This is a genomic window from Nocardia sp. NPDC050799 (assembly GCF_040654015.1).
Taxonomy (GTDB): Bacteria; Actinomycetota; Actinomycetes; order Mycobacteriales; family Mycobacteriaceae; genus Nocardia.
The window spans coordinates 113,245-127,179 of sequence record NZ_JBFAHF010000011.1; the positions used below are offsets into that span (position 1 = coordinate 113,245).

A 13,935-nucleotide genomic window follows, 5' to 3' on the forward strand; every position below is an offset into this window, starting at 1 on the left:
CCACTCTACGTGGCCGGGGTCAGGTCCGATATTCAACCACGGTCGGTCTCGCCGGCCGGTGAGGGCCGCAGATCGGTGATGCCCGCCGGCGGCAGACCCGCCGCGTAGGCCAGGACTTCTCCGAACGCTTCCACATGGGGGCGCATCTCGGTGGTGCGGGCCGTCCAGGAGGCCCGTAGTTCCAGCTGGTGCGCGCGGGGCGGACCGGCGATATCTCCGTAACGCACCGAACTGGTGGAGGTCACCGTACCGCCGAGCGCGGTGAACGGACCCTCCCGGGATTCCAGGGCGTCCACCAGCCAGCTCCAGGCGACCTCAGGGAGGAGCGGATCGGCGGCCAGCGCGCCGTCGATATCGGCCTGGATATAGGCGACCAGCCGGAAGACGCCGTGCCAGGCCTCGTCCCCGCTGGGGTCGTGGAGCAGGATGAGCCGCCCGAAGGCGTCGCCGTCGGAGTCGATCGGTACGACGGGTGAGTCCTCGTGGATCACCTCGGCGCCGAGCGCATAGGAGTAGGGGGCGAGACGCTGCGGCGGACGGATCGGGGCCAGCTCGATCCGCGGGTGTACGGATGCGGCGCCCATCGCCGAGACGGCGGCACGAAACGCTGCGGGTTCGTCGCCGGGCCCGTCGTCGGTTGCGCCGTCGCGGATATCGAGCGGTGTCACGGGGAATGACGGTAGACCCGTAGCACCCGGGGCGCGCGGAGGCGCGCCGGGCGACCGTTGTTGCTGCGTGGGTGGGCCCGATCGTGGTAAACACCGAGCAACCCGCCGGGACGGCATACGCAGCCGCCGCCCAGGACGGCGGATCGGTGGTCCCGGCGGTGCTGTGCGGCCTTGCGCGCCGGGCCGGGCGGGGCCGCATACGATGGCGGGTGATGAGCACATATACGCGCCGCCGGTTGTCCGATGCCCCGTTCCTGGCCGCCGCCACCGGCGCCGCACCGGCTCGGCGGCCGGTGTGGTTCATGCGCCAGGCGGGCCGGTCGCTGCCGGAATACCGCGAGGTCCGGGCAGGTATCGGGATGCTCGAGTCGTGTTTCGATCCGGAGCTCGTCTGTGAGATCACCATGCAACCGATCCGCCGCCACGGCGTCGACGCGGCGATCCTGTTCTCCGATATCGTCGTTCCGCTCAAGGCCGCCGGAATCGATCTCGATATCGTGGCCGGCGTCGGTCCGGTGGTGGCCACACCGGTACGTACGGCCACCGATGTCCAGGCGCTGCCCCGGCTGCGGCCGGAGGAAGTAGGCGCGGTCACCGACGGGGTGCGGTTGCTGGTCGAGGAACTCGGGCAGACCCCGCTCATCGGTTTCGCGGGTGCACCGTTCACGCTGGCGTCCTATCTGGTGGAGGGCGGCCCCAGCAAGAACCACGAGCGCACCAAGGCCATGATGTACGGCGATCCGACGGCCTGGCACGCGCTGCTCGGGGTGCTCACCGATATCACCATCGTGTTCCTGCGGGCCCAGCTCGAGGCCGGGGTCGACGCGGTGCAGCTGTTCGACTCGTGGGCCGGGGCGCTCTCGCTGGCCGACTATCGCCGCTATGTGCTGCCGCATTCGGAGCGGGTGTTCGCCGAACTCGCCGAGGCCGGGGTACCCCGGATCCATTTCGGGGTGGGCACCGGGGAACTGCTCGGCGCCATGGGGGAGGCCGGAGCCGATGTGGTCGGTGTCGATTGGCGGTTGCCGCTGACCGAGGCGGTGCGACGGGTCGGCCCCGGAAAAGCGTTGCAGGGCAATCTCGACCCCGCGGTGCTCTTCGCGGGCTGGCCGGTGGTGGAGGCCGAGACACGCCGGATCGCCGACGAAGCGGATTCGGCGCTCGCCATGGGCGCCGCGGGCCATATCTTCAATCTGGGTCACGGGGTGCTGCCCGAGACCGACCCGGGGGTGCTCACAGCGCTGGTGGAGCTGGTCCACGAGCTGTGAGGCCGCGGCGGCCGTCGTGACATCGGCGTCCGGGACCGGACATTCCGGCCGCGGTGGGTGTTTCGGAGGTGGAAGGGCGCGATCGCGCGGTGCGCGGGCGCCGGATACGGTCGGGGGATGAGAATCGCGGTGGTCGGTGGGGGGATCAGCGGGCTCGTCGCGGCCTACCGGTTGCGCGGGTTGCTGGGAGAATCGGCCGCGATCACGGTGGCCGACACCCGGGACCGGTTCGGCGGGGTATTGCGGACCAGCGAGATCGCGGGTGAACCGGTCGATCTGGGTGCGGAGGCGTTCGTCGGCCGGCGGCCCGAGGTACCCGAGCTGCTGGGCGAACTGGGTATTGCCGACCAGCTGGTCCATCCGGCCGGTCTGCGCCCGCTGATCTGGTCGCAGGGGCGGGCCCATCCGCTACCGGAGCGCACGCTGATGGGTATCCCGGCCGATGCCGCGGCCGTCGAAGGACTGGTCGATGCCGCGACGGTGGCGCGCGTCGCCGCCGAACCCGAGCGTCTGTTCACCTGGCGGCCCGGTGCCGATATCGATGTCTACTCGCTGGTGGCCGACCGATTCGGCGCGCAGACCGTGGCGCGCAGTGTCGATCCGCTGCTCGGCGGCGTGTACGCCGGTTCCGCTCGCTCCATCGGGCTCCGCGCGGCGCTGCCCACGCTGGCCGCGGCGCTGGACCGTGGCGCCGGCAGCCTCACCGAGGCGGTGGCGGCCGCACTGCCCCCGCCGTCCGGCGCACCGGTGTTCGGGGCGCTGCGCGACGGTTACGGGGCGCTGCTGGACGCGCTGGCCGGTCGGACGGCGGCCACCACGATCCGCGACACCGCCGTCACCGGCCTTCGGCGGATACCGGGTGGCTGGGCGGTGGAACCGCTCGGTGAATTCGAGGCGGTCGTCCTCGCGACTCCGGCGCCGGTGACGGCCCGGTTGCTCGCCGATATCGCGCCCGTGGCGGCGCGCGCGGCCGCCGGAATCGAGCTGTCCTCCTCCGCTCTGGTCGTACTGGAACTGCCGAAGGACACCGCGCTGCCGCCGAATTCGGGTGTGCTGGTCGCGACGGGGGAGCCGTTGCGGGCCAAGGCATTCACCCTGTCCAGCCGGAAATGGTCCCATCTGGCCGCGCGGGAGACGGCCCTGGTGCGGGTCTCGTTCGGCCGGTTCGGTGACGACGCGGTGCTGGGTCTGTCCGATGCCGAACTCATCGACGCCGCCGCCGCCGACCTCGCCACTGTCACAGGGGCGGCGATCACCCCGCGGTCCGCGATCGTGCAGCGCTGGCCCGGTGGCCTCGCCCAGTACGCCCGCGGGCACACCGAGCGGATCGCCGAGATCGAGTCCGCGCTGGCCGGTTTCGGTGACCTCGCGGTGACCGGCGCCTATCTGCACGGTGTCGGGGTGCCCGCCTGTGTGGCGGCGGCGACGCGGGCCGCGTCACATATCGCCGGCGGTGTGGCACCCGCACCGGCCTGAACGCCGCTCCTCCGGGTGCGGGCAGCCGGTCGGACAGGCCCGGCGATCGACCGGCCCCGGCCCCGCCGCGATCCGGCGAGTGGCACGATGGGGCCATGGCGCGACTCGATTACCAGTCTCTCAACTCCACCATCCGCTATCTCATGTTCTCCGTGTACCAGGTGCGGCCCGGAGTGCTGGGGGACGACCGCGCGACAGCGCTGAAGGAGGCCCGCGAGTTCTTCGACGGCCTCGCCGATCGCGGTGTCGTGGTGCGTGGCGTCTACGACGTGGCCGGTATGCGCGCCGACGCGGATTTCATGGTGTGGACCCATGCCGAGCGGGTCGAGGACCTGCAGGCCGCCTACGCCGATTTCCGGCGCACCACCGAACTCGGCCGGGCCAGCACCCCGGTCTGGAGCAATGTGGCGCTGCACCGGCCCGCGGAGTTCAACAAGAGTCATGTCCCCGCGTTCCTGGCCGGCGAGGAAGCCGGGAACTACATCTGCGTCTACCCGTTCGTCCGGTCCTACGAGTGGTATCTGCTGCCCGACGACGAACGCCGTAAGATGCTCGCCGATCACGGTAAGGAAGCACGCGGCTATCCCGATGTGCGAGCCAACACCGTCGCCTCGTTCGCGCTCGGCGACTACGAGTGGATTCTCGCGTTCGAGGCGCCGGAGCTGCACCGGATCGTCGACCTGATGCGTGACCTGCGGGCCACCGAGGCCCGGATGCACGTCCGGGAGGAGACTCCCTTCTACACCGGGCCGCGGGTCGAACTCGATCAGCTCGTCGCCGCGCTGCCCTGACCGGATATAGCGCAACCGCCCGGCGCAGGCCCCGGAAATAGGGGGCCAGGTCCGCCGGGCGGTTGTCACATGACGTACTGCCGGCCGGCCGGAGGGGTCACTCGGCTGTACCGGTCGCGGGTTGCAGGCGTAGGGAAATGGAGTTGATGCAGTACCGCTTGTCGGTGGGTGTGGGATAGCCCTCGCCCTCGAACACATGCCCGAGGTGGCTGTGGCAGTTCGCGCACAGCACTTCGACGCGGCGCATTCCCAGCGCAGTGTCCTCGCGCAGCAATACTGCGTCCGAGGCGGCCGGATCGAAGAAGGACGGCCATCCGCAATGCGACTCGAACTTCTCCGTACTCCGGAAGAGTTCGGCGCCGCAGGCGCGGCAGCTGTACACCCCTTCGGTGGTGGTGTCGGTGTATTCGCCGGTGAACGGTCGCTCGGTGCCGGCTTCGCGGAGCACCGCGTACTCCGCGGGGTCCAGCCGGGTCCGCCATTCCTGCGGGCTGAGCTTGATCTTCGGGGTCGGCAGGGAGGTATCGGTCGCGTCCGTTTCGGAACTCATACCTCCACGCTAATACGTGTGCCGCGGCGCGTCCCGTATCAGCGGCGGACGGCCTGCGTCTCGACGACGCGCGCACCGGCCGGTTCGGCCTCCACCGCGGGGCCCGCGGCCGGGGCCCGGACCGGCGGGGCCGGTGCGGCGAAATCGTCCACCCCGGCATCCCGGGAGTCGGGCGCCTCGGCCATCCACACCGGGTCCAGCCGCGGCAACCGGCCCGCGCGCCGGGCGGCCAGATACCGGTCGCCGAGCACACAGAACACGACGACCAGCAGCAGGCCCCAGCCGAAGGTGATCCGCAGATACTCCAGGTTGCGGCCGATATCGGGCCAGCGGTCCGACAGCCATTTATCGTAGGACAGGAAACCGAACACCGCCAGCCAGGCCGGCCAGTTGCGCAGCACGGAATTGCGCAGCACCACCGACATGAGGAACGGGAACAGCATCATCGAGTAGTACATCTGGCCCAGCGAGGCCAGCAGCCACGAGGCGGTCAGCAGCACACCCGAGGCGGTGGTGACGAAGAACAGCTCGTCCTCGCGGTAGTACCGATACAGGATCCACAGCGAAACCAGCACCAGGACGGCCATCGTGAGCCGGATGGTCCAGGTCAGCCAGGGGGGCAGGCCGTAGTACTCCGCGTTGCCGGGAATGGCGCTGTTGAAGTAGTCGCGCGTTTCGAACAGGTACGGCGCGGTACGGGTGAAGAAGCGCTCCGGATCGCGTGACAGCGGCCAGGCGACGGCGGTCAGCGCGATCGGCACGGTCACCGCCGTGGCGACGAGTGTCCACTGTTTGCGGACCACGGCGATCAGCAGCAGCGGTGCCAGAGTTGGTTTGACGGCCATACTGAGACCCAGCACCACACCTGCCAAGACATCTCTTCGTCGCAACAGCAGGATCAGGAACAGTATCTCCGCCAGCAGCAGGCATCCGTTGACGTTGGTGAACACCAGCGTGTTGATCACCGTCTCGGACAGGAACATCGCCAGCAGCAGGACCGGGGCGGCGATGGAGCGCAGCGTGTAGTTGAACAGCCGCAGCAGCAGGTACCAGGCGATGAGGATGGCGACAGCGTTGAGCAGGATGAAGAGCCAGCGCGATTTCTCGTAGTCGATCACCGCGATGGGCGCGATCAACAGGGTGCCGCTGGGCGGGTACAGGTAGTGCGGGTCGACCGAATCGAAATTCGCCGTGTAGACCTCGCGGCCGTTGAGGAAATCCAGCGAGGCCTGGTAGACCGGCTTGTAGTCATCGGTCACGAAACCGTTGACAGCCTTGATGAACACCCGGTTCAGCACGGTCATGACCGCCAGCGGCCAGAGCGCGAACCGGATCACGTCGGCGGTTGATCGAGCAGTGCGGGGCTCGAGCTGTCGAAGGAACACCACGGCACGGTACACCGGGCGGTGCCGTGGTGTTGCCGGGGCCCACCCTCGACGTGCCGGTCAGGCGCCCCTCGGACCCGGCTCGGGGCGCCTTCGCGCGGGACTGTCAGGCGGGGCAGGCGGTGCCGTCGCCGGGCAGCCGTCCGTCCTTCAGATACGCCACGAGCGCGGTTTGCGCGCATCCGGAATGCGCGCTCACCGGATGACCCCAGCCCTGCCAGGTCATGGTCGAGGTCCGGGCGCCCGCCGCCCCGAGGGCGCCGGTCACCGAGGCCTGGGCGACACCGGTCACCGGATCGGCCACACCGGTGAGTACCAGCACCGGCAGCTCGAGTTTCTCCAGCGCCGCCGGTGCCTCGGTCACCGGCCACGCCGAGCAGGCCAGCATCGACAGCGCGGTCGCGCGGCCGAATGCCGGATATTTCTGCGCCCAGATACCGCTGAGGTCGGTGACCTGGGGCGCGGGCGGGGTCTGCGGCAGATCGGTGCAGCCGTTGACGAACTGGCCGTCGGTCGCGGTGGCGGCCTCCTGCTGATCGATCAGCGTCTTCAGCCCGCCCAGGTCGCCGCGCCCGGCCGCGGACAGGGCGTCGGCGAGTGCGCCGATCCGGCCGGTCTGGTCCGCGCGGGGGCTGCCGAGGAACCCGGTGACAGCCGTGCGCACCCCGTTTGCCGAGATGTCGCCGAGCTGCCCGTCGGCGGCTTTCTGCATCAGCGCGGTCACCGCCGCGCGCGGATCGGGTCCGAGCGAGCACGAGATACCGGCGCACTGCTGGGCGAACGCCGACAACGCCGCCTCGGCGCCTTGGACGGCGGTCTCGGTCCGGGTGACGGTGTCCACACCCACCGGGGTGGGGGAGTCGAGGACGAGACGGGCCAGCCGGTCACCGTATTTGCGGGCGTATTCCAGCCCCACCAGCGCGCCGCTGCCGGTACCCAGCACGGCGATGTGGTCGACGTTCCACTCGCGGCGCAACTGCTCGATATCGTCGGCGGCGTGCGCGGCGTCGAAGGTGCCTTCGTAGGGCTGCAGGAAGTCCCGGCAGGAAATGGTGCCGTTGCGCGACAGGTCGGACATACCGGTCACCGCGTCGCCGCCCGGGGTGAACTGGGCGTTGTCCTGCAGGCCGCTGCGGATATCGACGGGTAGACAGTCGATCGCCTGGGAGCTGCCGATACCCCGGCGGTCCACCGCGACCAGGGGGTGGGCGGTGAGCAGGGCGCTCGCCGGACCGGTGGCCAGCCCCGCGAGGGTGGTGCCGGAGGAACGGTCCACACCGGAGGTCAGTACCACGGGTGCGGCGTCGGGCGGGGTCTGCGGCAGCCGGGCGCGCACCGCGCCGGTGCGGAAGTTGCCCAGCACCGTGCCCGCGCTGTCGATCGGAGTGGAGAAATCAGCGCATTCCAGGACCAGTCCGGCCGGCCCCGGGCCCATCCCGGCCTGGTCGAATGTTTCCCGGGTGCACTCGCGCCACGGCAGGTCCTGTTTCGGAACCTCGGCGGCCGGCGGCGGTGGGACCTGGGCGGAGGTGGTGGATTCGCCTGGCACAGGCGGACGTTCGACGGCGACGTGCGGGCGGTCCGACGGACCGGCCCCGCATCCGGCGATCATGATCAAAAGTGCCGAGGCCGGCACCACTGCCCGAGTCCAGCGCATGCGCTACACCCTGCCAGGTCCCGATCGGATCCGCCTGAGCGGGACGCCCGGGCCCCGCCACGCACGCTCGCCGCCCGGGTTTCAGGCGCGCACCCAGCGGGTGAGCATCGTCCCGTCCGGGTCCAGCAGCACATGCGCCGGCATCATCCGCATCCCGAATTCCTCGTGCGACACCGAGATCCGGCGCGCCGCCCCGCCGACCAGCAGCGGCGCGATGGTCAGGCAGAGTTCGTCGACCGCCCCCGCGGCGGCCAGCGAGCCGAACAGCTGCGGTCCGCCCTCGCACAGCATCCGCCGCAACCCCCGCGCCGCGAGCACCTCCGGAACCGCGCGTGGCGCGATCACCTCGTCACCGATCTCGATCACCTCGGCTCCGGCGTCGGCGAGGGCGCGTACCCGCTGCGCGGGCGCCGCCGCGGTGGTGAGGATCAGGGTGGGGGTCCGGGCGGTGGTGATCACCCGATGGTCCGGGTCCAGCGCGGCGGAGGCGGTCACGATCGCGATCGGCGGCGGGTCGCCCTCGGCATGTCCGCCGATGCCCCGGGTGAACAGCTCCCGGCGTAGGCCCGGGTCGGTCTGCGCGCCCCCGTAGTTCTCCGCGCGTACGGTGCCCGCGCCGACCAGGACGACGTCGCACAGTTCGCGCAGCAGATGGAACACTTGTTTGTCCGCCGGTGTGCCCAGCGCACCCGACACACCGCCGGATCCGGTGACGGCGCCGTCGATACTGGAGACGAAATTGACCCGCAGCCAACTGTCGTCCGGACTGCCCGGATAGGCGTACAGATCGGCGAGTGCGTCGTTGTCGAGGTCTGTGAGCTGGATCGCATCGGGGATACGCTGCATACCAACAGCTCATACCACGTCACTAGGCTACGTCCATGCCGATGCGCCTCGTCGACCGCCGTCCGGAGGTCCCCGCCGACCAGTTGGTCGCCCAGATGGTACCGCCGCCCATGTTCGACGAGGTCGGTTTCGATACCTACATTCCCGACCCGAACGAACCCAGCCAGGCCGCGGCGGTCACCTCGGCCCGAGCCTTCGCGGAGAAGGTCACCGCCATCCACAAGGCCGCGCAGAAGAAATCCTTCTTCGGCAAGAAGAAACCGACGCAGGGCGCGGGCCTGTACCTGGACGGCGGTTTCGGTGTCGGCAAGACCCACCTGCTGGCCTCGATCTTCCACAGCGCGCCCGCGCCGAAATCGTTCGGCACCTTCGGTGAACTCACCAACCTGGTCGGCGCGCTGGGATTCGGCAACGCGGTCGAGCGGCTGTCGGCCAACAGTGTGCTGTGCATCGACGAGTTCGAACTGGACGATCCGGGCGACACCATGCTGGTCTCCCGGCTGCTCACCGAGCTCTCGGCCAGTGGCGTCTCGGTCGCGGCCACCTCCAACACGCTGCCCGGGCAGCTCGGCGCGGGCCGGTTCGCGGCGCAGGACTTCCTGCGCGAGATCAAGAAGCTCGGCTCGATCTTCGACACGGTGCGGGTGGACGGCCCCGACTACCGGCACCGCGATCTGCCGCCGGCCCCGGAGCCCAGCAGTGACGCGCAGCTGAACGAACGGGCGGCGGCCACCCCCGCCGCGACGCTGGACGATTTCGACGCCTTGCTGGGCCACCTGAGCACCCTGCACCCGTCGAAATTCGGGGCGTTGATCGACGGGGTATCCGCGGTCTTCGTCTCCGGCGTGCATCCGGTCAACGATCAGGCGGTGGCCCTGCGCCTGGTGGTCCTGGCCGACCGGCTCTACGACGCGGGCACCCCGGTGACCGTCTCGGGCGCGAAACTCGACGAGATCTTCTCCCAGGAAATGCTCGACGGCGGCTACCGCAAGAAGTATCTGCGGGCGATCTCCCGGCTGCTGGCGCTGTCCCGCTTCGAGGTCCCGGCCTGAGTGCGGCCCGGCGGTAGCCGGATCGTTTCCGGCCGCCGGGCGCCGACCCGCGCGGCGTGCGGAGACGCGCCGTTTTCGGGTTGACCCCGGACCCCGGGGTTGGTTTGCTGAGTCCGGCACGCCGCGCGGGGGTGCCGGCGAGCACGATGGGAGTTCCGCTCATGGTTCATCGTTCGGCGCGCGTATCGGCCGCTGTCCTCACCGGTGCCCTGATCGCGTTCGGCCCGGCCACGGCGGCGAATGTCACCGCGGCGCCGGCGGCCGCCGAGGTGCTCACCGTCGACCGGTCGCTCCACCTGGCCGGCGCTCCCAATGCCCGCGATCTCGGCGGTTACCGCACCGTGGACGGACGCACCGTACGCACCGGTATCGCGTTCCGCACCGATCAGCTCAAAGATCTCACCCCCGCGGACCTCGCGGAGCTGAGCCGGCTCGGGGTCCGTGCGGTCGACGATCTGCGCACGGTCTACGAGCGCGCGATCGGCCCGGACCGGATCCCCGCGGGTGCGCGTGCCAACTGGTACGACATGATCGGCGCCGCCCCACTGCCGGAACTCGTGTCGACCCTCGCCGGTGGCAGCGACCTGTACCGGGCGTTCATCACCGCCCCGGGCGCGAACCAGGCGGTGGCCGGAGTCCTACGCGATATCGCGGCGTCCGGGCAGGGGCCCGAGGCCGGCGCGGTGCTCTTCCACTGCACCGCCGGCAAGGACCGGACCGGCTGGACCGCCGCGGTACTGCTCACGGTGCTCGGGGTGGATCGGGCCACGATCACCGAGGACTATCTGCTGTCCAACCAGTACCGCGGCGCCGCGTCCGATGATCCGGTGGGCGGGGTCCAACGGGAGTGGCTCGACGCCGCCTTCGATCAGGTCGCGGTGAGCTACGGCGGTTTCGACCGCTATGTGAGCGAGGGTTTGGGTCTGAGCGCCGCGGAGATCGACACCCTGAAACAGCGCATGCTGGATTGAGACCGCGAGCGAGGGCCGGCGGTCAGAACTCGAGTCGCAGCACGAAGTCGTGGTGCAGCTGGCGCCCGACGGTGAAAGTCCGGGTACCCACCTGCTCGAAGCCGTATTTGGCGTAGAAGCGTTGCGCCCGCAGGTTCTCCTGGTTCACGCCGAGCCAGACACCGGCGTAATCGGCGCCGCGGGCCTGCTCCAGTGCCGCGTGCATGAGCGCGCTCGACACTCCGGTGCCGTGCTGGCCCGGCAGCACGTACATCTTGCTGATCTCGAGCACCGGATCGAGCGCTACCGCCGTCGCCACCGCGGGGTCGGACGGCGGCCCACTGTGCAGGATGGCGTACCCGACGATCTCGCCGTCCGCGACCGCTTTGAGGACCGTGCGCGCCGGATCGGACAGATATTCGCCGAACCGCTCCCCGGAGAGCACCTCCGCCAGGAACACCTCGATATCTTCCATATCCGAACCCGGCGGGCAGGCCAGCGGAAAGGTCGCGGCGGCGACATCGCTGAGCGCCTCGGCGTCCCACAGTCCGGCCCGGTCCACGGTGACAGTGGTCATATCCCAATGAGACCACAGCGGTACGGCACGGCGGTGTGTCCGCTGGTCCGGCAGGTGCGGCCCGCCCCGCGATCAACTGGTCCGGGGTTCCGGCGGGACTCTCGCGACCTGCGGCGATGGGCGTAATAGAGCCTCCGGCTTTGCTGCCGGACACATCCGACGTAATCTCTCGCCCATGAGGAGCGGGAACCGCATCGCGATCGTCGGTGCGGGTATCGCGGGTCTGGTCTGCGCGAAGGTCCTGAGTGAGGATGGGTTCGCGGTCGAGGTTTTCGACCGAGCCCCCGATATCGGCGGCGTGTGGAGCGAGACTCGCCGTTACCCGGGCTTACGCGCGCAGAGCAGCAAGTACACCTACCACTTCTCCGACCATCCGATGCCCGCCGACTACCCGCGGGTGCTCGACGGAGCCCGGATGCAGGAGTATTTGGCGAGCTACGTGCGCGCCTTCGGGCTGACCGATCGCCTCCGGCTGCGCACCGAAGTGGTCGCGGCCGATCCGGTCGACGGCGGCTGGCTGCTCGAGATACGCGATCTCGACGGTGTGCACCGCACCTCCTGTGATCACCTCGTCATCGCCAACGGCGTATTCAGCGAACCGGAGATCCCCGATTTCGCGGGTATGACCGAATTCGGTCGTGCCGGAGGCCAATTGGGCCACAGCACCCAGTTCCTGGATGTCGACGCGGTCCGCGACCGCTCGGTGGTCGTGGTCGGCTACGGTGCCGCGGCCTGCGATCTGGCCACCGAGATCAGCCGGGTGGCCGCCGAGACCACGGTGGTGGCTCGCCGGCTGCTGTGGAAGATGCCGCGCCGGCTGGCCCCCGGGCTGGACGCCGAACGGGTGTTGCTCACCCGCACCGGTGCCGCCCATTTCCGGCATCCCGAGCCCGGCCGGGTCGAGCGTCTGCTGCGTGGCCCGGGCCGTTCCTTCCGGGAGAGCAACCTCGATCTCATCGAAGCACTGGTGGCCCAGCGGTCCCGGGCCACGGAGCTGGGGCTGGTGCCGCCGGTGCGGTTCGACCAGGCCCACGAGGCCGCGTTCGGCCTGGTCGCAGATGATTTCGCCGATCAGGTCGCGGCCGGCCGTATCACCGTGTGCGGCGGAACCGAGATCGCCGCGCTGGGCGGCGGCCAGGCCGGGCCCTATGCCGAACTGTCCGACGGCCGGCTGGTCCGTGCGGATATCGTCGTCTGCGCCACCGGTTTCCAGCAGCGGGTCCCGTTCCTGACTCCGTACGTACAGCGCCAGCTCACCGACGATCACGGTAATTTCCGGTTGTACCGGCAGATCCTGCCGTTGCAGGTACCACATCTGACCTTCGCCGGTTACAACTCGTCGCTGCTGAGCGCGGTGGGTGCGGAGGTCGGCGCGCATTGGACGTCGGCCCTGCTCACCAGGAGCCTGTCCCTGCCGCCCGCGGAGACGATGAGCGAGCGGATCGAGGCCCGCCTGCGCTGGATGCACGAGTACACCGGCGGTCACCACGCGCACGGTGCCTCGGTGACGCCCTACGCCCTGCGCGATATCGATGAACTGCTCGCCGATCTCGGGGTGAAGTTGCCCTTCGCGGCACGCACCGCGCAGTGGGTGCGCCCGGCCCGGCCCGGTGACTACAAGGTGGTGTCGCGCCGGAAACGGGGGCCCATGGCCGAGCCTCTCGCGGCTCCCTACGGTGCGCCTTCGGCGCAGCCGTCGCCACCACAGCCGCCCGCGTCGCCACCGCAGCCGGCGTCGCCGCCGACCGGTGCGACCGAACCGATCCACACCGGCGCCGCCCGCCCCGAATCGTCCGGCGGGCGACCCGTGGCCTCGGAATCTCCGACCGTGAAATTGCCGGAGTCGGCTCTTCCGGGCGCCGACGAGCGGACCAAGATCATCGCGATGCCCGCCGCGCACCCGGCCGGCCCGGACCCGCAGCCCGCGCCCGGGCAACCTCCCCAACCGCAACCCGCGCCGGGGCAACCTCCGCAACCGCAACCCGCGCCGGGGCAACCTCCGCAACCGGTGCACCAGTCCCGGCCCGCGGCCGCGGCGGTGAACACCCGGTGGCCGGTGAACGCCCCGCAGCCACCGAACACACCGCAGCAGGAGAGCGCGGCGCCCCCCCACGGGCAACCCGCGGAGACGCCCCCCGCAGCGCAACAGTCGGCGGTGGACGTCGCCCGGGACGCGGCCCGGCGGGCCGCGGCCGAAAAGCGCGCGGCCGGTATCGCCGCACGATCCAACAGTCCCACGGTCCGGCTCGATATGCGTGCGGCCCAGGCCGCGGCAGCCGCCGCGGCGGCCGAGACCTCCGCGCCGCCGCCCGGGCCGGGGACACTCGGCGATACCCCGACGGACGCGGCATCCGCGTCCGCCGCCGAGACCGGCACCCAGGAGGCGACGAAACCTGGTACGGCCACCACGGGATCGGACCGCGCCCACCCGGCGAAGCCCGACCCGGCACCGGCGGCCGGGACGGTGGGTAAGGATTCGGCTGCCGACCGGTCACCGGCTACCGGTGCCGGTGACACGGCGCCCGCTGAAGTTGCGGGTCCATCGGCTCCCAAGGCCACCGAGCCGGCGCCCGCCGACACCACCGAGCAGGCGCGGGCCACCGGTACGGCGCCTGCCGCCGGACCGGAGACGCCGGACAGGGCAACCGCCGACTCGGAATCGGCTTCGCCCGAACCCGAGGCACAGGCCACCGGCGCGTCCTCACGAACCTGATC

12 protein-coding genes are annotated in these 13,935 nt (G+C 70.5%); 6 read left to right on the forward strand and 6 right to left on the reverse strand.

Going from position 1 to position 13,935, the window contains the following annotated elements:
• Nucleotides 1-32: 32 nt before the first annotated feature.
• Nucleotides 33-668, reverse strand: coding sequence for a DUF3000 domain-containing protein (locus AB0H42_RS13995; RefSeq protein WP_357054845.1), 636 nt, complete (start codon nucleotides 666-668; stop codon nucleotides 33-35).
• 212 nt (nucleotides 669-880) lie between these two features.
• Between AB0H42_RS13995 and hemE the strand changes: the two genes are divergently transcribed.
• The 3 genes from hemE to hemQ all read left to right on the forward strand — a co-directional run bounded on the left by hemE (nucleotide 881) and on the right by hemQ (nucleotide 4,203).
• Complete coding sequence (gene hemE, locus AB0H42_RS14000) at nucleotides 881-1,936, forward strand: uroporphyrinogen decarboxylase (protein WP_357054848.1); 1,056 nt, start codon at nucleotides 881-883, stop codon at nucleotides 1,934-1,936.
• 117 nt (nucleotides 1,937-2,053) lie between these two features.
• On the forward strand, nucleotides 2,054-3,412 hold the full coding sequence (locus AB0H42_RS14005) for a protoporphyrinogen oxidase (protein ID WP_357054851.1): 1,359 nt from the start codon (nucleotides 2,054-2,056) through the stop codon (nucleotides 3,410-3,412).
• Nucleotides 3,413-3,507: 95 nt separating this feature from the next.
• Nucleotides 3,508-4,203 (forward strand): hydrogen peroxide-dependent heme synthase, encoded by a 696-nt coding sequence (gene hemQ / locus AB0H42_RS14010; RefSeq protein WP_357054854.1) that lies wholly within the window; start codon nucleotides 3,508-3,510, stop codon nucleotides 4,201-4,203.
• Between the two features lie 97 nt (nucleotides 4,204-4,300).
• On the opposite strand, the gene msrB is transcribed toward hemQ, so the two are convergent.
• The 4 genes from msrB to AB0H42_RS14030 all read right to left on the reverse strand — a co-directional run bounded on the left by msrB (nucleotide 4,301) and on the right by AB0H42_RS14030 (nucleotide 8,641).
• A complete protein-coding gene (gene msrB / locus AB0H42_RS14015) occupies nucleotides 4,301-4,753 on the reverse strand; it encodes a peptide-methionine (R)-S-oxide reductase MsrB (RefSeq protein WP_357054857.1) in 453 nt (150 codons plus the stop codon).
• A gap of 38 nt (nucleotides 4,754-4,791) precedes the next feature.
• Nucleotides 4,792-6,138 carry a glycosyltransferase family 87 protein gene (locus AB0H42_RS14020; protein ID WP_357054860.1) on the reverse strand — a complete coding sequence of 449 codons (1,347 nt, stop codon included), beginning with the start codon at nucleotides 6,136-6,138 and terminating at the stop codon, nucleotides 4,792-4,794.
• 106 nt (nucleotides 6,139-6,244) lie between these two features.
• Nucleotides 6,245-7,795, reverse strand: coding sequence for an alpha/beta fold hydrolase (locus tag AB0H42_RS14025; protein ID WP_357054863.1), 1,551 nt, complete (start codon nucleotides 7,793-7,795; stop codon nucleotides 6,245-6,247).
• A gap of 81 nt (nucleotides 7,796-7,876) precedes the next feature.
• Nucleotides 7,877-8,641, reverse strand: a complete 765-nt coding sequence (locus AB0H42_RS14030) for a pyrimidine reductase family protein (RefSeq protein ID WP_357054866.1) — start codon at nucleotides 8,639-8,641, stop codon at nucleotides 7,877-7,879.
• Nucleotides 8,642-8,676: 35 nt separating this feature from the next.
• Between AB0H42_RS14030 and zapE the strand changes: the two genes are divergently transcribed.
• Nucleotides 8,677-9,693, forward strand: coding sequence for a cell division protein ZapE (zapE, locus tag AB0H42_RS14035; protein WP_357054869.1), 1,017 nt, complete (start codon nucleotides 8,677-8,679; stop codon nucleotides 9,691-9,693).
• Between the two features lie 161 nt (nucleotides 9,694-9,854).
• Nucleotides 9,855-10,664: a tyrosine-protein phosphatase gene (locus tag AB0H42_RS14040; protein WP_357054872.1), complete on the forward strand. Its 810-nt coding sequence runs from the start codon at nucleotides 9,855-9,857 to the stop codon at nucleotides 10,662-10,664.
• Nucleotides 10,665-10,686: 22 nt separating this feature from the next.
• On the opposite strand, the gene AB0H42_RS14045 is transcribed toward AB0H42_RS14040, so the two are convergent.
• Nucleotides 10,687-11,220, reverse strand: a complete 534-nt coding sequence (locus AB0H42_RS14045; protein WP_357054875.1) for a GNAT family N-acetyltransferase — start codon at nucleotides 11,218-11,220, stop codon at nucleotides 10,687-10,689.
• A gap of 175 nt (nucleotides 11,221-11,395) precedes the next feature.
• Here AB0H42_RS14045 and AB0H42_RS14050 point away from each other — a divergent pair, with 175 nt between their 5' ends.
• Nucleotides 11,396-13,933: an FAD-dependent oxidoreductase gene (locus AB0H42_RS14050; RefSeq protein ID WP_357054879.1), complete on the forward strand. Its 2,538-nt coding sequence runs from the start codon at nucleotides 11,396-11,398 to the stop codon at nucleotides 13,931-13,933.
• The last annotated feature ends 2 nt before the right edge of the window (nucleotides 13,934-13,935 follow it).